The organism is Paenibacillus sp. WLX2291, from assembly GCF_046603665.1.
In the GTDB taxonomy this organism is placed as follows: domain Bacteria; phylum Bacillota; class Bacilli; order Paenibacillales; family Paenibacillaceae; genus Saccharibacillus.
Map to the genome: position 1 here is coordinate 4,657,522 of NZ_CP176755.1, position 25,616 is coordinate 4,683,137.

The following is a 25,616-nucleotide window of genomic DNA, read 5'->3' on the forward strand; positions in this document are numbered from 1 at the left end:
TATTCTTCTGCTTCATATAATAAGCTCATTATATACATAGCTGATTCGCTAGCGGAACGGTATCCGATATATTTCTGGAATTTATATGTAAATTACTACGCTTTACAATGACTTAATATAAGAATATTAAAAAATAAGCTTGATTGTGATTTTTGTTACATATTAAATTTTAATCATGTTTTAAAATAAAGTCATGAAAGAGATGATCATTACAAATTGATTAAGGGGTGTATGAATCATGAACACATGGCTCAGACAAAACAAAATTGCAATGTGGTTGTTAACCGTTCTTCGTATTTATGTCGGCTTTCAATGGATTGAAGGCGGCTGGGGCAAATTGACTGGCGGATTCGATGCTAGTGGATTCCTGACAAATGCGATTGCATTAAGCACCGGGGAAAAGCCAGTCGTGAAAGCAGCATGGGCAGGCTTCCTAGAACACTTTGCCCTGCCAAATGTCGGATTATTCAACATACTTGTACCGTGTGGTGAGTTCCTCGTTGGTCTTGGTCTGATCCTTGGTACATTTACAACCGTCGCAGCTCTGATGGGTATGGTGATGAACTTTGCCTTCCTGTTCTCGGGTACGATCAGCACGAATCCTTACCTGATCCTGCTCGAAATCTTCATCGTCGTTGCGGGTGCCAATGCTGGTAAAATCGGTCTGGATCGCTGGGTACTGCCTTATCTGAGAACACATATTTTCAAACGCCAACCTAACCACGGCGATGGAACGCCCAATACGCCGAAGCATAACGCGATCTAACTGAATTTGCGCACTGTGTGCAGAGTTCGATAGCGTGTAGAAGAATAGGCTGTGTATGTACGGAATCAGGTATGGGGCAAGAGGAATCCATCGCAGGGATTACCAATTGAGCGTTACACATACCCTTCCATTGCAAACGTTCCTTGTATGACAACGATGCTCCGTTACGACAACGATGTTCCGGCGTGTATTTGCCGTAAATCAGATGTAGCGTCGGAATCAGATGATAACAATAGCCAGTCTCGTGTAGGCGGATATGCTGCTTAGACGAGACTGGCTATTTTATATGCAAATGAACTTGAGGTGATTATCCTCTCTTTGTCGTTGCGTCCATTCCACCAAACGCGCGTTGCAGATCTTGCTCGCCCGTTGATAGCATCAAGGCTACGTCATCCGGGCATTGCTCGGAATACATCACACGGATGATATGCCCTTGTTGTAGTTGTGAGAGATTACTTTCGAAAATATCTTTTTGCGTATGGATGGTGCGTGTTTCGCCGTTGGATCTAGTTAGGCTCAGTGTGAATTGTAAGGAAAGCTTGCCATTATGAGTGTTGCCAAGGTGCACAACGTCCAGTACTTTGGCATACAGCTGTTCACCATGACGTGCAATCTCTATCGTTTTCGGGTCTACTCCTTGCCGAATCATCTGTTCATTGAGCAAGGACTGCATATCGTACTGCGACACTTGACCATTGCGATCCAGACCGACCTGAGATGGATGCTTGGCAGAGACTAGTAGTGGAATGACACTACCCGGCTGGAATTGTGGCATAGCCGTTTGCGGGATGATGGCTTTGAACGATGCTGGGTAAGGCTCCTGTCCATGACGTGTGACCATCACTTCGATCAGTAACTGTGGTTGCTCATTGATGTATGTGCCCGTTTGCTGAATGTGTCGGATCAGACCGACCGCCGGTTCGCCGGATGTAACCGTGCGCAGACTGAATATGGTACTCAGAATAGGTGGGATACATACCAGTCCGAAGCCGGTGTATAGTAGCGGCTTGTACCATGAGGTATCAATAATGGAGAACGCGTCTCCGCCAGTGAAATTAGCATAGAGTGGTAGGAATAACACCGCCATCAAACATAGTATACCCGTTGTTGTCAGAATTTTAATCATTATTCATTCCTCATTTCACAGCAAAATTTATTCGTTATTCGTTATTCGTTATTCGTTATTCGTTATTCGTTATTCGTTGCAATGGAATATACCCGTAATAGCATTCAGTCAAGTGGTCCCATATAGATAAATGAAGATGGATGCGCGGGGTGAGTGCCAAGCCCGATCACATCGCCGGGACGCGGGATTTGCATCTTTGGTACGAGCGTCTCCATAGTATGGGAATAACGGTCACCACAATTCTCAACTACATTCAGCGACAAGACCACAATCGGATCAAAATTGACCAGTTTGCCCGTATCTGTGACAGATACGACGGTTGCCATTGCGGTTATTGCTACCTGACCGGATGATGCACATTGTCGCTGCTTGGCGGCTTCCAGCCCAGCGTTCATATGCTGACGATGTTCCTGAGGAATCAGCCCTTTGATAAGCATACCGCTCAAGCCTTTGTTTAACGCCTGATCTGCCTGCTGCAATCGGTCGTTAGAATCAGCTTTCTTTTTAAAAAATTTCATCATGGATCATATTCTCCTTTAACGTTCAAATGGTATAGTGTGGGTTGATTCGAGATGAATGGGCAAAGAACATATCAATTGGTTCACTCCTGCATTCCTATGGCTTACTTTCATTATAGAAAGGGTGATTGACTGCTACAATACGTTTGAGAACATACAAAAAAGCAGGCAAAATGCCTGCTTGAGTCACACAAAATGATAGGACTGTGCGGAGAATGGGTGCTTTTTTGCAAATAAATACGGAGAATCCGTCGTTTATAGGAGCGTGGATTGCGTTGATATTGCTTGTTTGGGCGAATATAACAGTGGTTGAGCAACATAATTTCACTTGATTGCATCTAATTCTCCACCTTTCGTTCTCTCACATTCCATTTCTAAACATTCCATCCTCCATCATCAAGCGCGACGCAGCACATAGACTAGCTTGCGATAATAAAGTGCTGCATCCTTGTATCGTCGCTGCTCCTCCGCCACCGTCGCTAATCCTTCATACAGCACACTCAATCTCTCCTGCTGACGAATCTGTTCAAAATACGGCAAACATTGCAGCGCCTGCTCAGCAAACGACTCATTTTGCCCGGCGGATAGCGATAGCTGACTTTCATAAAAGCATAGCGACATCTGCTGATCGGCGGTCAATGTACATGCACGCAGCATATCCAGTAGCTCCACCAGCTTGCCCCAGCTCTGACGCGTCCAAGCGATATCGCAGCGATAGATCAGCAACGTCGGCTCCCACTGCTGCTGGACTTCTTGCGGCTGCATCTGCACGATACTTTGAAAGTTATCAATCTCTTGCTCTGCCTGCGACCATTCCCCACTGCGGGTGAGCATAATAATGCGATTGTTCATAATGGCGCTTAGCGTATCGCTCTGCTGCTGTGTATGTACGAGATGCGCTTCCGCCATAGATAGGGCGGTTAACGCTTCCTGTGTCCACTCCATCGAAAAGCAATATCCGCTATACAGCACATACAAACCGGATAACCGATGAAACATGCGTTGTTGGTAGATATGTGAGGTGATCGTTTCAAAAGAAGCTTTGGCTTGTTCCAATTGCCGCGTATGTACATAAGCTTCAAGGCGAATCTGCTGTGCCGTCAACCATGTTTCGCTGCCATGTGCCAGCAATGGTAGCCACAATTCCAATTGGTGTAGCACATCATGATATTGCCCGAGCGAACGGAAGTGCTGGATTTTATAAAAAAGCAATGCTTGACGTAGCGGTGTCGGCAATTGAATATGATCTTGCCGTCCGAAGTGCTCCAGATATACGTTCAAATAGGACTGATGTACATACCGATACGCATCCTGATCGTTCAACTGCTGATAGTAGGTCGCCTTCATGAGTGCGGTTGTCAACTCCACAGTCAGCGCTGGATGCCGATCCGGCAGAACATTCACGCTCTGCTCCGAAATGGATGAAGCCTGTGCCGACAACATGTCCACAATTCGCTGTGCTTCTCGTAAAATATGCTCCTCAGTGTTGTCCGTCTGTGTAATATAGTCCGTCTCTACGCCAAGACGCTGTGCTACAGCTTGTGCCAGATCATCCGGTAGCGGATAACGCCCCGCCAAAATATTGGAAAAGTGCGCCTGTGTCACCAAGCCGTCAGTTAACTCCTTGCGGGACAATTGCTTCTTATCGCAGAGGTATTGTATTCGTTCTTTTAGCATACAGATTGCTCCTTCCGGCATCGCTTGCGTATGCTCTCCTGTGTGCATATGTTGATTCGATCTCTACATTGATGAACAGTTACTCTATATTTCAGTAGGATCATACGCAGCTCGTATACACACAGGAGATTTTCAATCCCATTATAGGCAAATGCACACAGCAACTCAAACGATGCGGAATAACCTTCAACCTAAGTGTTCCATGATCACTTTTTTCAAATGCTGTGCTGCGGTTGAAGGCTCGTCAGACGCAGCAATGGCGGAGATGACCGCGACACCATCGGCACCGTCGATTAATACCGGCGCAGCATTATGTTCGTGAATGCCGCCGATGCCGACCAGTGGGATAGTCAGTCCAGAGTGGCGTAATTGCTGGATAACTTCTGTGCCGCGTACTGGCTCTGCATCGTCTTTGGATGTGGTGGGATAGATCGGACCGATGCCCAGATAGTCTGCTCCCGCGGCGATGGCGCGGCTGGCTTCGACTAGTGAATGGGACGATACGCCGACAATTTTGTCAGGACCGAGGCGCTCACGTATCCATTCTGCCGGGGCGTCGTCCTGTCCGACATGCAGCCCATCCGCATCCAGCTCCAATGCCAGCTCCAGATCGTCATTCACGATAAACGGCACCTGATGCTTCCGGCAAATATCCTGCAAACGCCGTGCCAGCTTCACATATGCTGAGCCGTGCAGCGCTTGTATGCCCTTTTCCCGGTATTGAAATAGCGTAACGCCACCGGCAATCGCCTGCTCCAGTACCTGCTCTGGCGTATGCTTGCAATTCACACTGCCCATGACGAGATAAAGAGGCAAGCGTTCACGTATCCATTGTATGCGTGTTGTCGTACCGCTGGATGGTAGATGATTCATCGTACAGCACCCCTTTTTCGATAGGCAAAATGATTGGTCGGTCCGTGTACGGAGCCGATGCCCAATCCGTCTTCGATTGCTGCATGCACGAATGCTTTGGCGGTTTGTACTGCTTCCAGCAATCCGTTGCCTTTGGCTAATTCAGCGGTCATAGCTGCGGAATAGGTACAGCCCGTGCCATGCGTATGCGGAGTGTCTACACGCGGACGCTCTACATAATGAAATTGCGTACCGTCGAACAGTACATCGACTGCTTGCGCGGTGGATGTATCATGCCCGCCTTTGATAACGGCGGCACGAGCGCCCATCTGAACAAGTTGCCGCGCCGCCTGTTCGCGTTCGCTTAGTGTGCGGATGGTGTTACCCGTTAAGAGTTCCGCTTCCGGTACATTGGGCGTGATGACTGCCGCCAGCGGCAATAGCTCCTGAATGAGCGCTTGCATCGCCTGTTGTTGCAGCAGTACGGAACCGCCCTTTGCCACCATCACGGGATCGATTACCAGCTTGCTCCACTCATACTGTCGCACGGCTGCTGCCACTTCGCGAATAATGTCAGCGCTGAATAACATGCCGGTCTTCACCGCATCCGGCTGTAGATCGTCGCCGATGGAATGCAGCTGCGCGACCACACCTTGCTGCTCAACAGGATATACGCCCTGTACGCCGGCAGTATTTTGCGCGGTAACAGCGGTCACTACGGACATACCGTATACTCCTAGCTCCTGAAATGTTTTCAGATCTGCCTGAATGCCTGCACCGCCGCCGCTATCCGAGCCAGCAATCGTTAATGCCTGATGAATACGCATCGTATATTCTCTCCTTTCTGTTCAAGATAGATGATGATCTGGCTGATGAATGTCTGATTTCTGAGTCATACGCGCCCGCTGCTGTACTTGCTCCGGCGTAACCGTACCTAACATATTTAACAGCTCGATCTGAAAACTACCCGTTCCATGCTGCCCGGCACGTTCCGCCGCCAGCTCCGCAGCTACTCCGTAAAAGGTCAACGCCGCTACCGACGACTGCAACAATTGCGCCCGACTTCCATCCGTAACCGCAGCAAATGCAGACACAACCGAGCTAAGTAGACAACCTGCTCCTGTGACCTGTGTGAGCAGAGGATGACCGTTGGCGATGCCATACACTTGATCCCCATCTGTCACCAGATCCTCAGCACCTGTAATGACCACGATGCAGTGCAACTGGCGCGCCGCCCGAATTGCCAGTTGTACGCGGTCGCCATCTCCGCCGCCTGCATCGACGCCTTTGATCTGCCACGCTTCTCCAATGACGTTGGCAACTTCCGCCACATTGCCGCGCACAATATCGACGCGCACTTCTTCCGTAATTTGCTGAGCAGAAGCGGTGCGGTAGGGCGTCGCTCCGGCACCTACCGGATCGAATACTACCGGTACACCGGCATGATTCGCCGCTTTGCCTGCTAACAAAATCGACTGCACGACATACGGATCAAGCGTACCGATATTGAGCATGACGGCTCCTGCCATCGCTGCTACATCCTCTACTTCCTCATGTGCAAATGCCATAAATGGCGAGGCGCCCAGCGCCAGCAATCCATTCGCAGTAAAGTTCGTAACGACAACATTGGTAATATTGTGAACAAGCGGCTGACGCTCCCGTACCGTTCGCAAAAAAGACATTCTATTTCCTCCTTCAGATGGTTTACAATACAAACAAACGCAAAAAGACCCACCGTTCTCCCGTAGGAGACAGGTGGGTCGTATCCTTTCACTAGAAACCGCCATGTTATGATCACAATGGCTGTCTGTTGCATGAACGAATCGATGTTCCACTTCCCTCCGCTGGTATCATCCAGATCAGGTTCCAAGGGTCCGGAACAATATTCCGTCTCAGCCGTCAGGCTCCCCTAGTGAAATGCGTATAACCTATACAGTTTGATTGTGCCTATACTAGTTGTTGCATGTTTACCATATCACGCTCATGATCATTTGGCAAAAAAGGATCGGTGTACGATACTCAGATCATCCAGTGCTGCCACTGTGTCTGTGCCGCTTCGCGCTCGGCAAGCCATTGGCGCGTATGATCCAGCAGTTCGCGTCGATGCGGACCGGATGAGTACGTATGGTCTGCCTGAAAAATAATCTGCTTATCACAGCGACCTTCCGTCCGTGTCCAAAATTCCTTTTGGTATAGGAACGAATAGTCGACCGGAATCACATCGTCGCCTGTGCCATGCACGACCAGCACATCGCCAGTAAACCGGCGTGCTTCTTGGAACGGTTGGAAGTTGCCCAACGATTCAAAATAAGCCGGCGTGAACGTATAGCTCTGATGATCTGCTTCCCCTTGAATGACCGCCTGCTCATACGTTTCGCGACCGACGATTTTGACAATATCGTTAAATGGATGACCAACCGCCGACCAGAGCACCAAATGATTCACACGGCGATCCCGCACCGCAGTCAGCAGCGCTACCGCACCACCCAGACTGTGACCGAGCAACGTTACACGCGTTGGATCAATATCATTGCAGTTGACGACATAATCCAATACGGTACGCGTCTGCTCAACCATGGACTCAATGCCCTGTTGACCATATTGACCACCACTCTCACCGCAACCCGCATAGTCAAAACGAACAACCATGTATCCGTCTGCTGCCAGTTCGCGCGCACTGTTGACAAACAGGCGATCTGTACCGATCCGATTGCCGATAAACCCGTGGCAGATCACGACCAGCGGTGTTCGCCCTTTACCCTTGCCTTCCGACTTGTGCTCCTGCGCCGGGTAATGAATACTGGCTGCCAGATCTACATCATGATGACGAATCGTAATATTCCGTTCCATGGTAATTCCTCCTTGTCTGTATGGTTGCTGCATGAGGCATGGCTTCATCAGCGCTCCGATATCCATTTCCTCTATTGTTAGATCTGTCCATCTACATGTCAGCTACACAACGCAAAGTGCAAACCAAATGGACAATTTCATTTAAAATTAAATAATTCCGATATGTTTAGTAAGTTTTATTTATATTCCTATAATATCATTTTGCCGAGTGAATTGTCAATCTTGCGAAAGTGTGGCAAAATAGTGGTTTCCGGGTTGATCGGTACATGCGTGCAAGTACGATTGCAAGCGCTATATGTATCAGATGCAGAGCGCCCTGCGCATGGCATCATAACCTGCGACATATCCCGTGTATTCCGGGTAATAGTGAATATACATATCCTGCATATCAGGTATGATCCGCATGTTCGTCCGTAACATTCACTGTCAGACGACAGGCGGTTTAACTATCATAAAATCTAGCGAGAAATGGAGGAACAGCTATGAGTACAGTGCGTCATTTGGTCAAAGACATCAATGTGATCCGGGATCAGCTCAATACGGAAAATCTGAACTATTATGATGATGTGATCGTCTATGTTCGAGATGCCCGGATCGAGCGCCAGTCCGGCGAAGAATTGCTGCTGGAAATGGGACAGCATCTACTGGATGCACAGAAACGGAAGCAGAGCGCCTTACAGCTGTTCGGCAAAGACTCCGACACATATGCCACTCAGTTGATAGAGAATTTGCCGGAGCGCCGGCAACTCAGCAAACCGATGTATTATATTATGATCGTCTGGATCGCGCTTACGTGGGTATTTCTACTGCAAGCACTTGCCGGCTTTTTCAAAATCAACGTCAGCGGCACGGGTGTCGTCGGCGAGATCAGTCTATCGACGCTTGTACTGGTTGCCGCTGGTGCGATCGTGCTGGTGGAGCTGGTCACGCGTGTAGCGAATCAGCCAGTAGAAAAGAGCGATCTGGATCGTCCGCGTATGCAGATCAACGCTCGTTCTGTATTGACGTATGTGGTCATTCTGGTCGCTATTATCGTGGTCGGCAACTATCTGCGTAATGTGATGCCAGTCGTGATCATTTCGCCGTGGATTAGCCTTGTCCTGTGCATTATCGGTATTCTAGGTCAAAAGTTTATCTTTATGCGCCGCTAACGAATGATCCCTTCTATACTATGAATGATGAAAAGGCACGCTGTCGCTAGATTGTGACAGCGTGCCCTTTTTGATTATGCGCGTGCACGCGCAGGACGGAACTCGCGCCATAACAAATATAGAAAATACGGCGCTCCGATCGCCGCCGTTACTAGCCCTGCCGGAAATTCTACCGGTGGTGCCAGAATACGCCCGATCATATCGGCAAGCAGCACAAGCGCTGCACCGACTAGTGCTGTAACCGGAATCAATATGCGGTGTCCCCGGCTGACTAGTCGCCTTGCCATATGTGGACTGACCAGACCAGCGAATCCGATCATGCCCGCCGCTGCGACCGAACCGCCAGCCAGCGCAATTGCGAATCCGAACAACAATAATCGCACCGGCTCCAAACGCAAACCAAGCCCGCGCGACGTCTCATCCCCTAGCGCCAGTATATCCAGCCGCCGCGCCAGTACCCATGTTACTGGCAACGCTAGCCCGATAATAGGTAGCGACTGTATCACCTGATCCCAAGTGCGCCCCCATAGCGATCCATTTAACCATAACAGCACGGTACTAGCATTCGCCGCAAACCGAGTCACGAGCAGTTGAACAAGTGTACTGCCGCACGCGCTAACCGCAATGCCGACTAACGCCAATCGTACGGGATCAATACCACCGCTATACGACAATCCGTACACTAACATTCCACCGACGAACCCACCAATGAGCGCCGCCAGTGGTGTCACCCATACAGGCTGACCGGGCGGCAATATTAGCACAGTCAGCACCGCACCTAGCGAAGCTCCGGCAGAGATGCCGAGCGTATCCGGTGCTGCAAGCGGATTGCGTAGTAACGCCTGTGTGATCAAGCCCGATACTGCCAATCCGCTGCCAACCAGAATCGCGACGACAATTCGTGGCAAACGGTAATGCAGCACAATATACCTTTGATCCGAATCGCTTCGCCCTGTCAAAGCTTGCAGTATATCCAGCCAGCCGATTGATACCGCCCCTACCTTGATACTCAGCAGACTTAGTAGCAGAACGAGCAGCGACAACATCGTCAATACCATCACATTACGCTTCATGCCTGCCTCCTGCTCTGGCGCCGTGCCAAATAAACAAAATACGGTGCTCCGATCAACGCGGTCACGATACCAACCGGTGTTTCCGCCGGAAAATTCACAAAGCGCGAGCACACATCTGCCATCGTTAACAGAATGGCGCCAAGCAATGCACTAAGCGGCAATAGACGGCGATAGTCCGTTCCTAACAAATAGCGCGCGATATGCGGTACGATCAAGCCAACAAACCCAATCGGTCCCACAACAGCTACCGCCGAACCTGCCAACAGTACAACAATCAGCGTCCCGATCAACCGCACTGTCCAGATTCGTTGTCCAAGTCCACGCGCCATCTCCTCACCGAGACTGATCAGGGATAACGAACGTCCCAGAAACATCGCTGCCAATAAGCCGATCCCACAGCAGATGGACAGCACATATACCTCATCCCACTGCACCCCCGCCGCCGAACCTGCTAGCCAGAATAATAGACGCGATGCTGATTCTTCGTTGAAGATCAACAGCCCTTGTGTAAATGAAGATAGCAGCGCCTGAATCACTACACCGATCAGCGCCATGCGAATATCAGCACGTCCGCCGCGAATCGCAGCACTCATGCCTACGATCAGCAACACAGTCAGTAATCCACCTGCGAATCCCGCCGCTGACAATCCCAATCCATTGATTGCTGGAAAATGGATCGTACAGAGTACAATTACAAACGACGCACCTGCATGAATACCGAATACACTTGGTGATGCCAGCGGATTACGCGTGAGTGCCTGCATGATGCACCCTGCCACGCCAAGCGCTGCCCCAATGAGCAGCACTGTCAGCATACGCGGTACACGTAAAATATGCAGCACAACATGGTCTTTGATCGTTTCCGAATTATTCAACACATATCCGACAATGCTTGACCAGCCAATCCATGCTGGTCCGATCATTAATGACAACAGGGCAAATATGAACAGCAGCACTCCCGCCGCTGCAAAGCAAAACAATGGCAAGCTGTAGATGCCTGTCCGTTTCGCCTGACTGTCGGTACGATTGCTGCTGCTCATCATGTATAGCTCCTGTTCATTTTAGAAATAACCTGCTGCTTCGTTCATAATGTTGTTCAATGCAGGCAGACTGCGCTGTCTGGACCATGTTGCCAGCTCCACCTCGTGTGCTTGACCATGTTGTACCGCCTGCAATTGATTCCAGAGCGGATTATCCTTTTGCGCGTCCAATACGGAATCGTTATCTTCATTGATTAAAATAAGCAAATGCTGCGGATCTATCGCCATCAGCTGTTCGGTCGTCATCAACTGGCTGACTTCCGCATCGTCCTTGAGTGCATAATCCAGTCCGGCTGCTGCCAAGAATGAACCGTGAAACGAAGACGTCGTTCGTACTTGGAACGAATTGCTCTCCTCTTCATCCGGTGCGATGATCAGCACGGATTGTCCTTGCTGCACCGCTTGGCGTAGCGTCTCCATTTGCTGCTTGTGGTCGTTCAACAGTGTCTGCACATCCTGCTCCTTGCCGAGTGCGAGTCCGATTTGTTCAGTGGACTGTACAATCTCGTCGTAATTAGCAGTGTCATTTTTGAAAACGATCGTCGGTGCAATGTCAGATAACTGATCATATACATTGGTGTGACGGCTTGTATCGGCGATGATCAGATCAGGCTTGAGCGTGCGAATCACTTCCAGATTCGGTTCAGAGCGCGTACCTACCGAGGTGTAGCCTTCAATATAAGAAAGGGTATCCTGTGGGAAACGCTCCGGTTTGTTATCGTCCGCCACACCAACAGGCTTGACCTTCAATGCCGCAACCGTCTGGGTAAAGCCCTGCTCCAGCACGACGATGCGCTCTGGGTTTTCTTTGACATCGGTGGAACCGAGATCGTGCTGAATCGTGCGCATACCGTTCTCGGCTGTCGCACTTTGTACCGACTCATTGCCGCTGGTGGCATTGCTATTTGTATTCGGAGCCGCGGATGAACAGGCACCCAGCAACAGACTGAAGCTGAGTAGCAGCATCCATACGGCAGAACGCCGCGAATAGTTATACATCATGTGAGACCCTCCACTGCTTTTTTCTTTTTGAGAATTATTATCAATATAGACATCATTCCCAATCGCAGCAATGGAGAAATCAGACTTACCAGATGGCATATTCGGACGACGCTGCTGCTGACGATATAACCCGGGCGCCAGCCCGCTGTACTTTTTGAACATTCGGCTAAAATGATACACGTCCTCGTACCCGACACTACGTGCAATCTCCTGTACACTGAGTCGGCTTACTGTCAGCAATTCACAAGCACGCTCCATCCGCAAATGCAGTAAATACGACGATGGACTTTGCCCGATGCCTTGCTTGCGAAATAGACGCGATAGATGACGTGTACTGCATCCGAGACGATCCGCCAGTTCATCCATCGTACATGGATCTGTATAATGTTCTTCCATATAACGCATCGCCTGTGCAACGGGATCAAGCATATGCTGCTGGTCTTCGTTGCCAAGCTGATGCAGAATCTCGTACATCATTTGCCCGAACAGCGCGTGCACCCGATAAAGATGCAGTGCATCACCAGTACGCAGACTATCGTACATATGTAGGATGCGATCTCGCATTACCAGCGGCTGCTCTGGTTGCAAATGATACCGTGTGCGCAGTAGCGTCAGGTCATCAGGCAACGCCTGCCGCTCTTCCCACTCCCCGTTCGGTCGGTAAAAGATCAAGTAACACGCTATGCCCTCTTCGCCCGCTCCCGGTCTCAGACTCAGCTTCATCCCTTTTCCGGCGTGCAGCAGATGAAACGGCTCAATCCGGCAAACATAATCATCCAGCACCAGCTGACCACTGCCACCGGTTACATAAATGTATCCATGGAGCGGCATCTCATACTTCGATAGCCGCTTGTTCTGTTCCAGCATTGTATATTCTATATGATCCACGCGCATGGAAATCTGATTCCACAGCGCGGTGTAACGCGCAATATCCATCCTCATCACCCCTGTTACCGCAGTCCAAATATCGATCATGCAGGCTGCAACACTGCAATCTATCTCTCTTTATTTTAATGATAACCATTCTCAATGACAATGGAAAAGAATGGCGAGTGTCGTACCAATTGTCCATATAGCGCAACCTGTTCCTTCCTTTACTCGTCAATACAGGTGAAGGATCTTGTCCATGATGTCGCCAATTTCATGCAGGATAGGCGAGCCTTGTTTGCTTGGACGTATGATTCAGGCAGCGTCATTTCCATCATCCGGTGTCAATTTTGTTCCATTCATCGACCGGGAATATGGTTATATAACGAGAGATAATCATGTGAGTTGAATATGCTGTTCGCTGCCGCAAATCACAACCATCAAAGGAGCTGTCATTATGAAAAAAGCAAGTCTTTTGCTGGCGAGCCTGATGCTAATCGCCATTTTGTCCGCCTGTTCAGGTACATCAGAAGCACCTGGTACAACAACACCGGAAGCTACCGAAAATTCGGGCAACACCGCCCCGGAGACAGGCACGACCACCACACCAGAAAGCACGCCATCTGCTGAAGAAGCCAAAATTATCGCCAATAAGCAGCTGGTACTGAATATGTATAACGATATTTTAAACGGTCATCAATTGGACAAAGCCGACCAGTATCTGGCGGAAGATTATATTCAGCATAATCCGTATGCCGCTACTGGACGTGAAGGCTTCGTATCGTTCTTTACGCCATTTATCAAAGAAAACCCGGATTACAAAGTCAATATGCGCGGTATGATCGGTCAGGGCGATCTGGTCGCTGTGTTCACGACACCGGACACATCCGCTTCGACTCCATCACCGGGTACGACTGAATCCAACGAATCGTCCAGCAATACCGAATCGGCAGCAAGCACCTCAGCTTCTACAGCTGTCGCACCGGGCGCTGTTGTAGACATTTACCGAATTGCCGATGGTAAAATCGCTGAACATTGGGACGTATCGCAGTCCGCTGGCAGTACTACCGATGACGCAGCTCTGCAAAATCTGCTGCCTTCGGCATCAACCGAAGCCAAGCTTGCTGACACAGATCGCGCAACAGTAGCTGCAAATGCCAGCTTCGTAAGCAACTTTGTTAACAGCTTCTTTAACGAACACAACACAGACATCGCCAACGAAGCCGTCAGTGAAAACGTCACGCAACACGGCTCCGATATCCAAAACGGTCGCAGCGCCCTGATCAGTCACTATCTGACGCAGTTCCGTTCCAACCCGAATAGCAAAGCAACCGTAAGCAACACGATTGCCGAAGGCGATCTCGTTCTCGTACACAGCCATATGCAAACTAGCGACACCGACCGCGGCAACTCTGTCATCAACATCTTCCGCGTCGATAATGGTCAAATCGCCGAAATGTGGACTCTGTCTCAACCTGTCCCAGAGAAATCTGCTAACGACAACACCATGTTCTAAATAAGCACAGGACACTACTTGAGGCATATGGTTGCATCTTCAGTCTATGCCTTTATATTGCAACACAACAATGCAAAACACCTGCTAGTTTTGAGGCAGGTGTTTTGCGTTGTTATTAGCTCAATCCCAACCATTGCACCAGCTCAAATCCCAATCCTGCCAAAATGATCGAACCTAGCAATCCTGCGACAAATGGACGTAGCCCCATCCGACGAAAAGTAGCCAAATGGACATTTAACCCCAATCCAGCCATAGCCATACCAATTAATAGATAAGCAATATCCACCATATGATCTGCCCAAGCTTCAGGCAAGATGCCTAGCGTATGCACCCCACTTGCCAGCAGAAATCCTACAATAAACCACGGAATCGGAATATCTCTCCAGCTCGCCTGTACTGCTTGTGCATTGACTTTGCGTTCTCTCGCATTCGTCCAAATTCCTATCAAAATCGCTACCGGCACTAGTAACGCTACACGCGTTAATTTTACGATAACTGCCAGATCGACCGATGCCTGTCCGGCAGGTGCCGCTGCTGCAATCACATGAGCAATCTCGTGCAGCGTCGCTCCGGCAAATATACCGTACCCATTAGCGCTCAACCCAAGCCATGGATATAATACAATGTACATCAATGTAAACAACGTACCTAGAATCGCTACTGTAGCAGCACCAATTGCTGTCTCGTCATCCGTTGCCTTCATTTGGGGAGCAATCGCCACCACTGCCGCGGCTCCACAAATTGCCGTTCCGCAAGCGGTCAGCACGCCTAGCCGATGTTCTACTTTGAAGCAACGAGCAATGCCATAAACGACGGGAATCGTAACCGCAATATTGATAACTGCAATTATCAATACTTTCGGTCCGGCATGAACAATATCCAGCAGATTCAACCGCATCCCCAGCAAAATAATCCCATAACGCAACAATCGTTTGCTTGAAAAGGAAATGCCTTCATGCCATTGATTAGGAATTCCAATCGTACTTCTCCAGATCATACCGATCAAAATAGCAATAACCAGTTGTCCCATTACACTCAAAAAAGGAAAACCAGATATATATTTGGCGATGCCAGCAATGAGTAACGTAATAGCTATACCTAGAATCCATCCTTTATATTGATGCGGTTTCGTGAGATATTGTTCACTCGTATGCATCCTGTTCACTCCTATTCTCAACTTACAATCATGCCTTTGCTTATATTCACTATAAAAGGCGCCAGTCAGAAAGAGAAATACGCATCTGCTATTTCAATGATAAGTAAAACTTATGATTACATTGCGATGTAGCAGGAAGCGATGTACGATGAACAACATGAGATAACGTTAAGGAGTGATGGCATGATTGTCGAGACATTGCGTGTATTTGTTACCGTAGCTGAACAGTTAAACTTCTCACGGGCAGCAGAATTGCTGAATTTGTCGCAACCGGGTGTGAGTTTGCATATACGGAATTTGGAAAATGAATTCGGAGCAACACTCATGCACCGTTCTCCCAAAATGGTCAAACTCACTGAGGCGGGTGACATTTTATATCGTCGTGCCAAAGAGATCCTCCTGCTTCATGAAGCTGCCAAGCAGGATATTATGCGACTGCATGATAAAGTGACCGGTTCCCTACACATCGGTGCAAGTTTTACGATTGGAGAGTATGTCTTGCCACGTATGTTGGCAACGTTTGCGATGAAATATCCGCAGGCAGATATCGAATTAACGATTGGCAATACAGCCGAAATTATTCAAGCGGTTCAGCATCAACGACTGGATCTAGGTCTGGTTGAAGGGGAAGTTTGGCTGTCTTCACTTCATATTCGCCCTTATGCAAAGGATGAGATGATCATTATAGCTGCTGCCAATCATCCACTAGCTGCGTTGCGCGTTGTGGACACCACCAATTTGAACAATCAAGTCTGGGTGTTGCGCGAGCCTGGATCAGGTACGCGTGCTTTTAGCGATCGTCTTCTGGATACTACTGGTTGTACGCCGAAGAAAACGTATGTATTCAATAGCAGTCAAGGTGTCAAAGAAGCTGTTCTTGCAGGTTTGGGCATCTCCATGCTATCCAGATGTATTGTGCAAAAGGAGCTTGAACAGGGAGAATTGGTAGAACTTGTAGTCAAAGGCATTCAGCAGGAACGGAACTTTTCTTTGATCACGTCTCCAGAAATGGCATCAACACGAGTTCATGAAGTATTCATCGAACAGTTATTTTCCTCATCATTATGATTCTTTAGTAACATAAAAAATGCTCCTTCTTTGTCCGATGTTATAGATAGACAACCTTTAACAAAGGATCAACTCACACAAAAAGGAGCTTTCGAAGACATGCAACTGAGACGTATCCGTAATCTAATCATAGTCATGCTCTACATATCGATTGCCTTCGTCGTTGCCTTCTATGTGTTGAGCCTGAAATATCCTCACGCTTCGGCATTCTCGTATGAAACATGCCGGGCGACCTACGATATGCAGGACGACCTGTTCCAGACCTTGAACGGCGATGCACCGGAAGCGGATCAACATATCGCATCCGCCGCTGAACTTCCTGTCGTCAAATCCGTATCTAACGGCAAAGCCAGTCACGTCGCGGTGCTGATGTACCATTATGTCGTACCGGAAAAATACAATGTCGAACCGAACAATGCCCGGATTAATCTGGAAGCATTTGAACAGGGTATGAAATATTTACATGACGAAGGCTATCATACCGCCACACTCAAAGAATTGGAGCAATATGTACGCGGTGAAATTCAACTGCCGGAGAAGACGGTCGTGCTTACCTTTGACGACGGCTATCAGAATAACGTGATTTATGCTTATCCGGTTCTAAAAAAATACGGCTTCCACGCCAACATCTTTATCGTCGGTACCAAATTGACTGCCAAAACGCAAACATTCGTACCAACTGCCAAAACAACCATTTCCCGCGCCGAAATGAAAAAAACCGCAGACGTATTCGATTACCATAGTCATACGTACAATCTGCATTACAAAAGTCTCGTGCAATGCGCTGAATACTATGTGGCTGGCAAAGACGGCAATCGGTTCAACCATGATATTGATCTGATGAAAAGCAAAACCGGGATCGACACACCATATTTCGCCTATCCATATGGCGAATACAACCCACAAATGATCTATGACCTGAAAACACACGGGTATCGCATGGCATTCACCGTTCGCCCCGGCTACGTCCATCCCGGCGACGATCTGATGTATTTGCCAAGATTGAATGTCACCTCTACGACCACGGTCAAGCACTTACTGAGCTTACCGGATGTGGATGATAAGAGTCTGGTTAAGAAGAAACAGTAAATATATATCCACCACGTCCCGACAGAAACGGTGCTGCTTCCAAGCATCGCTGTCGGGGCTTTTTTCGTATTCTGTATTTTGCAATTTCAGCGAGATTCACTCAAAATAGAAGGAAGCGGGTAATACGTTAATACATGCCACCGACACAGCCGACGAAAGTCTACAGGGACAAGCAGTTCTGCATCACATTGCTTATCGTCCTTGATGTCTCTGTTAACGGTCGGTACGCAACCATTGCCCAGGAGGATTTCCCATGACAATCGGCGAATGCCTGAATATGCTGCACGATAGTGTGATTCTAATCGATCTGACCCGTCCCGGTTATCCAACCTTGACAGTCAAACAATTGAAAAAGACGCTGCCGCTAGATGAGGACGGGTATGAAGTCCGTCTGCGCAGCTTTAATTTTGGTCGGACCCAGAAACGTTCCATCGCCAGAATCGACGGACCTAATTTGTGGAACGAAAGTTAACGCTGGTTTTTACACAGCGTTAACAATAACGGGCTATACTGGCTACATACGATGAAATGTTGCAGCATTCGACATTGCTGGTTCTCTGCTGCACCAACCTCTAGCACTACAACCCGGCAAATTCAGGAATAAAATCATGAACCGGAGGCATTATGGAAAACAAACATGGACATCACCAAGCGCAAGCAACTTATATTAACCGGGATCTCAGCTGGATCGAGTTCAATACCCGCGTTATGGAAGAAGCGCAGGATACCGATACACCGCTGCTGGAACGAATCAAGTTCCTCGGTATCGTTTCCCGCAATCTGGACGAGTTTATGAGTGTACGGGTAGCCGGTATCCGCAACCAGATCAAAGCTGGATATACAAAAAAGGATTTTACCGGTTATGCACCCGCTGGATTATACAAACGATTGACCAAACGCGTCGAGAAAATGGTCGCCCAGCAGTACCGTACATACCGGGATCTGTCGCGTCAACTTGTAAAACAGGGCATTATGCTTACTCACTATAACGATCTGAGCGCCACCCAGCGTAAAGCGGCAGATACGTACTACCATGAAGTGATCTATCCGGTATTAACACCGATGGCGGTTGACCAGAGTCGTCCGTTTCCCCTTGTACACGGATTAAGCGTCTATCTGTCGGTCGTGCTGGAGCATCCGAATCTCAAGGCATTGGAATCGGAAGAAGGCGAGGCGTATTATTTTGCCATTATTCAGATTCCATCCAATCTGCCGCGCGCCGTCGTGCTTCCCCATCGCCAAAACAGTAAAAAGCAGCAATATATTCTGATTGAAGACTTGATCTGCCAGCATATACAGACGTTATTCGGCGGCTATACGCCGATTGCGGTCGATGCCTTCCGTCTGACGCGGAATGCAGATCTCGATATTAACGAAGAAGATGCCGAAGATCTGATGGAAGAGATCGAGAACCAGCTGCGCAAACGTAGACGCAGTGCGCCGGTTCGATTGGAGATTCAGAAGGACTTCCATCCGTATGCACTTGCCCAGCTGTTAGAAGAATTTGATGTTAGTGAAGCGGTATACGAGATTGATGGTCCGCTGGATCTGGGCTTTTTGTTAAGCTTTTCCGATTCGATTGTTGGACGCGATTCCCTGCGTTACACGCCGGAGATCCAGCGCTATGCGCCAGAGTTTCCAGAAGGCAGTGAAACTGACTTTTTCAGTGTCATCAAGGAACGGGATGTGCTGCTGTACCATCCGTATGAATCGTTTGATGCGATTAGCGATTTTATCGAACAGGCGGCGGATGATCCAGATGTCATGGCGATCAAAATGACGCTGTATCGGGTTAGCGGCAAGTCATCGCTAATCCACTCACTCGCTCGCGCCGCTGAATCCGGTAAGCAAGTCACGGTTGTCGTGGAACTGAAGGCACGTTTTGATGAGGAGCGCAATATCGTATGGGCGCGCATGCTGGAAAAGGCAGGCTGTCACGTCGTTTACGGTCTCGTTGGATTGAAGACGCACGCCAAGGTCATTCTCGTCGTACGCCGCGAAGGTGCCGCGCTGCGTCGGTATATTCATATCGGTACAGGCAACTACAACGCCTCCACTGCCAAGCTGTATACAGATGTCGGTCTGCTCACCGTCAATCCACAGATCGGCGAGGATGCGTCAGAAGTGTTCAATCATATTACCGGCTACACGGAAACGCATGACTGGCAAGCCGTTGCGGTCGCGCCAAGCACGATGATGAACAAATTCGTCGAGCTGATCCGCCGCGAAGCTGATCATGCACGGGCAGGCAAACCGGCACGCATTATCGCCAAGATGAACTCGCTCTCCAATCAGCAGATTATCGACGAGCTGTATATGGCGTCACAAGCTGGTGTGCAGATTGATCTGATCGTGCGCGGCGTCTGCTGTCTGCGTCCGGGCGTACCGGGACTGAGTGAGAATGTGCGCGTTCGCAGCATCGTGGATCGTTATCTGGAACATTCCCGCATCTTCGCCTTTGACAACGGCGGTGAGCAGGAAGTATGGCTGGCAAGCGCGGACTGGATGACTCGCAATCTGACCCGCCGGGTCGAGTTAATGTGTCCACTGTTCGATAAAAATGCAAAAGCCGCCGTGCTCAATATCCTGAACCTTATCCTTGGAGATAACGTCAAAGCCAGAATATTGCTGCCCAGCGGCAATTATGAATTTTATAAAAATGGAGAACCGCCGCTACGCAGCCAGTTCAAGGCGTGGGAGATCAGCTCCTGGAAACCGTACGTACCACCAGCCGCACTCGGACATCCCACTCCTTCTCCAAATCTTTAACAGCTTCCGTAATTTCAACAACTTCCATAGAGGCTTCGGTGCGACATTGAATGGTCAGCTCGAAGTCTCTTCCTTTGCGTACAGCTTGCATACGTTCCACCGGCTGTGTTTCGCTCGTGTCCATCGATGCTGCCAGTTGCAACAAGGCGCCCAGACGACGAATACGCTCCTCATCATTCGGATGCAGGATATCGGCATATTCGACCGAAATGCGTCTTTTTTTAATTTTCCCCTTGCTGCCAAAGATCGCGATAAAGGCAACCAGTACCGTTTCCCGGTGATCCAGCCCTGCTAGTGCGCGTGTCGTCAATAGGTAGCGGGTATGCTCCTCGTAATCGTGGTAGCTCACCTTCATACCCACCTGATGCAGTAGAGCAGCTGTACGTAGCAATTTGACATTCCACGGATCATCCAGCCCTTCGCCTAACGCCTGATATAGCTGCACCGACAGATCAGCGACTTGACGCAGATGACGCTGGCGTGGCAATGGTTCGCTGTCCATTACCGATTCAATCTCGTATTCCAGCACATCGTCCAAGACAGCATTCGCTTTGCCACGTTCCCATTCAAAATACAGACCGTCGCGTAGACCGCTACCACTGATCACATAGTGCGCACACTGCATATGACGGAACAATGTTCGCAAAATGATCGTGCCCGGCACGATAATATCCGTACGGTTTTTGCTCAGACCAGCGATACGTTTGCGTTCTTCATTGGTCATGGACGGCAACTGCTGGTAATAATAATCCGTATCTTCTGCTTGCAGCTGGTATTGATGAATCTGCTCCATCGAATATTTGCGTTTGCGCTGATGCATTTTACCAATCGCACGGATCGTACCGCCTAGACCGACCATCGGCAGCCCGGGATGCTGGCTAATCCACGGATGTTCGTTGGCTGCTTTCATCACCATCGTTTCCAGTCCCGATATTGCTTTCTCGTCCCAGCGCCCTTCCTGCTTGCCGCCGAAGCGGACATTCATATTGACCGCACCAAATGGGAATGACACGCTGGAGATGCGTTTACGCTCCTGAAACAGCGTAATCTCTGTACTACCACCACCAATATCGATAATAAAGCCGTCTCGAATATCGATCCGGTTCACAACGCCAAGAAAGCCATAATGCCCTTCCATCTCGCCCGGCAGCAATTCGATCGCAAGTCCAGTTTCCTGATTCAAATACTGGATCACTTGCTCGCCATTGACTGCATTGCGAATCGCCGCTGTTGCCACCGCACGAATCTCGCTTACTTCATATGCCCGACTAACTTCAGCAAACTGACGCAGCACCGGTACGATCTGGCTGACCGACTCCAGTGGCATCACACCTTCCGGTGTAACGATAGCGCTCAGTCGCGCCGATTCCCGGCATTCTTTCAGTACTTTAAAGCCCATACCGCTTCCATTCTCATAAATGACCAGTCGAATCGAGTTAGACCCGATATCCATAATGCCGACACGGCTTTGCTTCGATGAATTGTGCATAGTATCCTCCTGTCTCTGCGGGCTTGGCAGGGTGCCATGTGTGCCTCCTGTCGATAGTCAGGCTGGATGATTCCGTACCGTTCTGCTCATCCCTCATGCTATTGATACCCAAATACTGTCCATGTTCTACAATGAATCACGGTTACAGTCTATCTTAATTGGCGCGGGTATACAATACAATGGCTTACCCCCACTTTCCGATGTGCAAACACTTGCAGTAGCAGTGTATGATAGGAAAACAATCAAATGAGGGTAAATACTATTGTGCAAAAAGTGCCATAATGATGATATCATTGCATACGGCGCTATATACGTCACTTTATGTAGTTGCTTCAACCAGCACCATTCGCGTCAAACCGTCTAACGGACTACCTAATACAACGGCAAGTTTTCCTTTCGTCAAGTACGGGATAGACGCGCCCACTCTAACCATGGCTACCATACTGGACCGGTTATTTTACAGGAGGATTATAGAAATGAATCTCATATTCGATGTAGATGATACGTTATACAATCAGCTGGAACCGTTTGGAGAAGCGTACCGGCATACGTTTGGTAAATACAAGTATGATTGCTCACTGGATGATCTGTTCATTCGCAGTCGATTGTATAGTGATGAGGTGTTTGAGCAGGTCAGTCGTGGCGATATGACTGATCAGCAGATGCATATTTATCGGATCACGCACGCCTTTGCCGATCTCGGAATTGATATTCCAGAGGAAGAAGCGATTAGCTTTCAACAGTGTTATGCGGACAATCAGCAGCGACTACGCGTCGACCCACGGATGGAAGAAGCATTGAATTTTGCGCGTGATCAGGGGCTACGGATCGGAATCATTACGAACGGTCCCGCTCAGCATCAGGCGGACAAAGTACGGCAGCTGCGTATGGAGCGCTGGGTACAGCCGCAGGATGTGTTCATTTCGGGCAAAGTCGGCATCGCCAAGCCTGATCCGGGCATTTTCCGTGCCGTCGAGCAGGGCATGCACATTCAGCCGTCCGATACGTATTATCTCGGCGACTCATATACTAACGATGTCGTCGGCGCCAAGCAGTCAGGCTGGTATTCGATCTGGATCAATCGCCATCAGCAGACTATTCCAAGCGATGCGGAGTTTCAGCCGGATTATGTGGTAGATAAGGACGATAGTGTGCTGGATGTGGTGAAGGCGATTTGGGCGAAGACGGCGGGGAAATAAGCATATGTTCCAGTCGTTCCAGCCACCTACAATCACATAGGAACATAAAAAAGAACCGGAACGCATTGTTCCGGTTCTTTTTGCACAGTATGGTCTCTATGCACAATAATTTACCATCTTTACCGTTAAAAGTCTAATTTTCAGGGAAAGTTACTGACACGTACAGTCAGAGATGAGGCATATGCAAGGAAATATGCTGCTTCTGTTCTATCTATTGTACGATGTCGTAGCTTACGTCTCCATCAGAATCCATTTCTCCAAATCCTGAACAAAACTGCGCATCTTACGCGCATACTGCCGGTCGATCTCACCGCTTTCGTACAATTCCTGTACCGTATCGCGCTGATTTTGCACGGCGCTAGTGATCAGGTTGAGCTTATTCTCATCCAGGGTAATATCCGGGGCGATCTTTTCGTTAAAATATTGGATGGAGCTCATAATTTTGCGATAGCGAGAAATGACTTTCTCTGCTGCTTCCTCATTCTGGTCAGTCATGCGACTGCGAATCGCCTCAATCGCTGCCGGACAGGATTGCAGCTTGAGATGCTTGAGCATGCGGATTTTGTCCAGTTTGCTGATCGGAACAACTTCGCTATCAGGCTGCTCGTCGTTCTCCGCATCTTTGGCAGGACCAATTGGTACGGGTACGTGCATCGGCAGCATCCCTTTCCATTTGTCCACACATTCAGCAATCCCTGTATCCATCCGATCAGTCAACACATTCTGAATGCGATCCAGCCGGTATTCAAATTCCATTGCCAACTCTGGCGTAATCTCACCGTTATCCCGCATCTGACGTGCCACTTTACGCTCCGCCTGAATCGCGGTCATGTACATCTCGATCTCCTGCTGATTCAAGTTCGCATCGTGCAGTAGCGTTGCTGGCTGCAAGCTATTCTGCTTGAACATGTACTGCGTAATGTCCGAGATCAGCATTTTGGCAGCATCACGGTTAGAATCATTCGTACTGGATTCGACCGATTGCACAGCTGCAGACAGAATTTTCATCCGAATCTGGTCTTCGGCAAATTTGCGCCGCATCTTGTTCTGCCCTGCAACATCTGCTGGTGTCATCTCCGTCGCCTCTGGTGTAGGAGACAGTAATGGCAGCAGCAGACTTGCCAGCACCAGTGACAGCAAAATCACGCCTGCGGCGATGAACAGAATCAATTCCCGCTGCGGAAATGCCGAATTGTCATCCAGCACATACGGAATCGAAAAGGCAGCCGCCAATGTTAGCGCGCCCCGCACCCCCGATAACGATGTTAACAAAATCCCGCGTACATCTGGACGTTTATCATCCATCTGACGACTCATGACATAACGAACGTTCCAATAACAATAAATCCAGATAAATCGCAGCACATACAGCAGTAGCGTAATGAGCGCCACATAGCCTAATACGAGCCCATTATTGAACTCTGGATTGGTGAAAATGCTGCCCATCACTTCTGGAATCTGCAACCCGAGAATCATAAATACTAATCCGTTCAGCGTATACACAATGACCGACCATGTACTTGTCGAGACAATCTGCATTTTGAGCTGTACCGATTCGGCGCGATCTTTTTCCATCGCATAGACGATACCGCCTGCGACGACTGCCAGGATACCAGATACCCCTACTTCCTCCGCGAGCAAATAAATGACAAACGGAGTCAAAATCTGCCACAGCACATGGACGGTAATATCCTCCATCCCCCATTTACGCACCATCACCTGACAGCGAATGAGCACAAACGATGCCAGCGTTCCAATCGCCAAGCCGCCCAGCGCAACTAGCAGGAAATTCAGAGACGCCTGCCAGAGGGAAAAGGTACCCGTTACCATAGCGGCAACTGCAAATTTGAACGCAACCAGTCCGGAAGCGTCATTCAGCAACGATTCACCCTCTAACAGCCGATGAATCGAACCCGGCAAATGAATCCGTTTCGCCAGTGAGCCAACCGCTACCGCATCCGTCGGTGACAAAATCGCCGCCAGCGCGAATGCAGCCGGAAGCGGAATACTTGGAATCAGATAATGGATCGCATACCCGCCGACAATGACGGTCACAAATACCAAGCCAAACGCCAGCAAAATAATCGGCACCCGCAGATGCCATAGCTCATTACGCGGCGTCTGACGTGCATCGTTATACAATAGCGGCGCGATAAACAGCACCAAAAATAGCTCCGGGTTCAGCTCCACCTTTAACCCGAATAAGGCAACCCCGATTCCAAGTACAATTTGGAATAGTGGCACCGGTACAAAGGGGACTAGCCGATTCAGCACGTTGGAGATGCCGATAAAAAATAAAATAACAAGCACTGCAATAAAATGCTCCATAGCTCTCCCCTTTCGATAATGGCGGAAGATTGCCCCGCCGATCAACACAGCATTCAGTCGGTTGTCAGATCTATCTTTAT

At 49.1% G+C, this 25,616-nt stretch carries 21 protein-coding genes and 1 riboswitch; of the genes, 8 read left to right on the plus strand and 13 right to left on the minus strand.

Going from position 1 to position 25,616, the window contains the following annotated elements:
* Positions 1-235 precede the first annotated feature (235 nt).
* Positions 236-766 carry a DoxX family protein gene (locus tag ACDE64_RS19995; protein ID WP_411350353.1) on the plus strand — a complete coding sequence of 177 codons (531 nt, stop codon included), beginning with the start codon at positions 236-238 and terminating at the stop codon, positions 764-766.
* Positions 767-1,073: 307 nt separating this feature from the next.
* Here ACDE64_RS19995 and ACDE64_RS20000 read toward each other — a convergent pair whose 3' ends face one another.
* The 7 genes from ACDE64_RS20000 to ACDE64_RS20030 form a co-directional block, all read right to left on the minus strand.
* Positions 1,074-1,892, minus strand: coding sequence for a hypothetical protein (locus ACDE64_RS20000; RefSeq protein WP_411348020.1), 819 nt, complete (start codon positions 1,890-1,892; stop codon positions 1,074-1,076).
* Between the two features lie 104 nt (positions 1,893-1,996).
* Positions 1,997-2,413, minus strand: a complete 417-nt coding sequence (locus ACDE64_RS20005; protein ID WP_411348021.1) for a hypothetical protein — start codon at positions 2,411-2,413, stop codon at positions 1,997-1,999.
* Between the two features lie 393 nt (positions 2,414-2,806).
* A complete protein-coding gene (locus tag ACDE64_RS20010) occupies positions 2,807-4,087 on the minus strand; it encodes a helix-turn-helix domain-containing protein (protein ID WP_411348022.1) in 1,281 nt (426 codons plus the stop codon).
* Positions 4,088-4,273: 186 nt separating this feature from the next.
* Positions 4,274-4,960, minus strand: a complete 687-nt coding sequence (thiE, locus tag ACDE64_RS20015; protein ID WP_411348023.1) for a thiamine phosphate synthase — start codon at positions 4,958-4,960, stop codon at positions 4,274-4,276.
* The gene (thiD, locus tag ACDE64_RS20020) at positions 4,957-5,766 is read right to left on the minus strand and encodes a bifunctional hydroxymethylpyrimidine kinase/phosphomethylpyrimidine kinase (protein WP_411348024.1); all 810 of its coding nucleotides are present in this window, start codon (positions 5,764-5,766) and stop codon (positions 4,957-4,959) included. The genes thiE and thiD overlap by 4 nt, the downstream gene beginning before the upstream one ends.
* Positions 5,767-5,787: 21 nt before the next feature.
* Positions 5,788-6,621: a hydroxyethylthiazole kinase gene (gene thiM, locus ACDE64_RS20025; RefSeq protein ID WP_411348025.1), complete on the minus strand. Its 834-nt coding sequence runs from the start codon at positions 6,619-6,621 to the stop codon at positions 5,788-5,790.
* Between the two features lie 137 nt (positions 6,622-6,758).
* A riboswitch (TPP riboswitch) is annotated at positions 6,759-6,860 on the minus strand.
* A gap of 98 nt (positions 6,861-6,958) precedes the next feature.
* Complete coding sequence (locus ACDE64_RS20030; protein ID WP_411348026.1) at positions 6,959-7,789, minus strand: alpha/beta hydrolase; 831 nt, start codon at positions 7,787-7,789, stop codon at positions 6,959-6,961.
* Positions 7,790-8,271: 482 nt separating this feature from the next.
* Between ACDE64_RS20030 and ACDE64_RS20035 the strand changes: the two genes are divergently transcribed.
* The gene (locus ACDE64_RS20035; protein ID WP_411348027.1) at positions 8,272-8,940 is read left to right on the plus strand and encodes a DUF1129 family protein; all 669 of its coding nucleotides are present in this window, start codon (positions 8,272-8,274) and stop codon (positions 8,938-8,940) included.
* A gap of 74 nt (positions 8,941-9,014) precedes the next feature.
* On the opposite strand, the gene ACDE64_RS20040 is transcribed toward ACDE64_RS20035, so the two are convergent.
* Genes ACDE64_RS20040 through ACDE64_RS20050 form a run of 3 tightly spaced genes read right to left on the minus strand, consistent with a single transcriptional unit; the run spans position 9,015 to position 12,991 of the window.
* Entirely contained in the window at positions 9,015-10,013 is a 999-nt protein-coding gene (locus ACDE64_RS20040) for a FecCD family ABC transporter permease (protein WP_411348028.1), read from the minus strand.
* The gene (locus ACDE64_RS20045) at positions 10,010-11,056 is read right to left on the minus strand and encodes a FecCD family ABC transporter permease (protein WP_411348029.1); all 1,047 of its coding nucleotides are present in this window, start codon (positions 11,054-11,056) and stop codon (positions 10,010-10,012) included. The genes ACDE64_RS20040 and ACDE64_RS20045 overlap by 4 nt, the downstream gene beginning before the upstream one ends.
* Positions 11,057-11,074: 18 nt before the next feature.
* Complete coding sequence (locus ACDE64_RS20050; RefSeq protein ID WP_411348030.1) at positions 11,075-12,991, minus strand: ABC transporter substrate-binding protein; 1,917 nt, start codon at positions 12,989-12,991, stop codon at positions 11,075-11,077.
* 388 nt (positions 12,992-13,379) lie between these two features.
* Here ACDE64_RS20050 and ACDE64_RS20055 point away from each other — a divergent pair, with 388 nt between their 5' ends.
* Complete coding sequence (locus tag ACDE64_RS20055) at positions 13,380-14,438, plus strand: ester cyclase (protein ID WP_411348031.1); 1,059 nt, start codon at positions 13,380-13,382, stop codon at positions 14,436-14,438.
* 115 nt (positions 14,439-14,553) lie between these two features.
* Here ACDE64_RS20055 and ACDE64_RS20060 read toward each other — a convergent pair whose 3' ends face one another.
* Entirely contained in the window at positions 14,554-15,594 is a 1,041-nt protein-coding gene (locus tag ACDE64_RS20060; protein ID WP_411348032.1) for a YeiH family protein, read from the minus strand.
* 183 nt (positions 15,595-15,777) lie between these two features.
* Between ACDE64_RS20060 and ACDE64_RS20065 the strand changes: the two genes are divergently transcribed.
* The 4 genes from ACDE64_RS20065 (at position 15,778) to ppk1 (ending at position 20,520) form a co-directional block, all read left to right on the plus strand.
* Positions 15,778-16,662, plus strand: a complete 885-nt coding sequence (locus ACDE64_RS20065; RefSeq protein WP_411348033.1) for a LysR substrate-binding domain-containing protein — start codon at positions 15,778-15,780, stop codon at positions 16,660-16,662.
* A gap of 99 nt (positions 16,663-16,761) precedes the next feature.
* Positions 16,762-17,751, plus strand: coding sequence for a polysaccharide deacetylase family protein (locus tag ACDE64_RS20070; RefSeq protein ID WP_411348034.1), 990 nt, complete (start codon positions 16,762-16,764; stop codon positions 17,749-17,751).
* Positions 17,752-18,004: 253 nt separating this feature from the next.
* Complete coding sequence (locus ACDE64_RS20075; RefSeq protein WP_411343841.1) at positions 18,005-18,223, plus strand: hypothetical protein; 219 nt, start codon at positions 18,005-18,007, stop codon at positions 18,221-18,223.
* 152 nt (positions 18,224-18,375) lie between these two features.
* The gene (gene ppk1, locus ACDE64_RS20080; RefSeq protein WP_411348035.1) at positions 18,376-20,520 is read left to right on the plus strand and encodes a polyphosphate kinase 1; all 2,145 of its coding nucleotides are present in this window, start codon (positions 18,376-18,378) and stop codon (positions 20,518-20,520) included.
* Here ppk1 and ACDE64_RS20085 read toward each other — a convergent pair.
* Positions 20,453-22,009 carry a Ppx/GppA family phosphatase gene (locus ACDE64_RS20085; RefSeq protein ID WP_411348036.1) on the minus strand — a complete coding sequence of 519 codons (1,557 nt, stop codon included), beginning with the start codon at positions 22,007-22,009 and terminating at the stop codon, positions 20,453-20,455. The two genes, ppk1 and ACDE64_RS20085, sit on opposite strands and share 68 nt — an antisense overlap.
* A gap of 476 nt (positions 22,010-22,485) precedes the next feature.
* On the opposite strand from ACDE64_RS20085, the gene ACDE64_RS20090 reads away from it, so the two are divergent.
* The gene (locus ACDE64_RS20090; protein ID WP_411348037.1) at positions 22,486-23,208 is read left to right on the plus strand and encodes an HAD family hydrolase; all 723 of its coding nucleotides are present in this window, start codon (positions 22,486-22,488) and stop codon (positions 23,206-23,208) included.
* Positions 23,209-23,439: 231 nt separating this feature from the next.
* Here the strand turns inward: ACDE64_RS20090 and ACDE64_RS20095 are convergent, their stop codons facing one another.
* A complete protein-coding gene (locus ACDE64_RS20095; RefSeq protein WP_411348038.1) occupies positions 23,440-25,536 on the minus strand; it encodes a Na+/H+ antiporter in 2,097 nt (698 codons plus the stop codon).
* Positions 25,537-25,616: the final 80 nt, after the last annotated feature.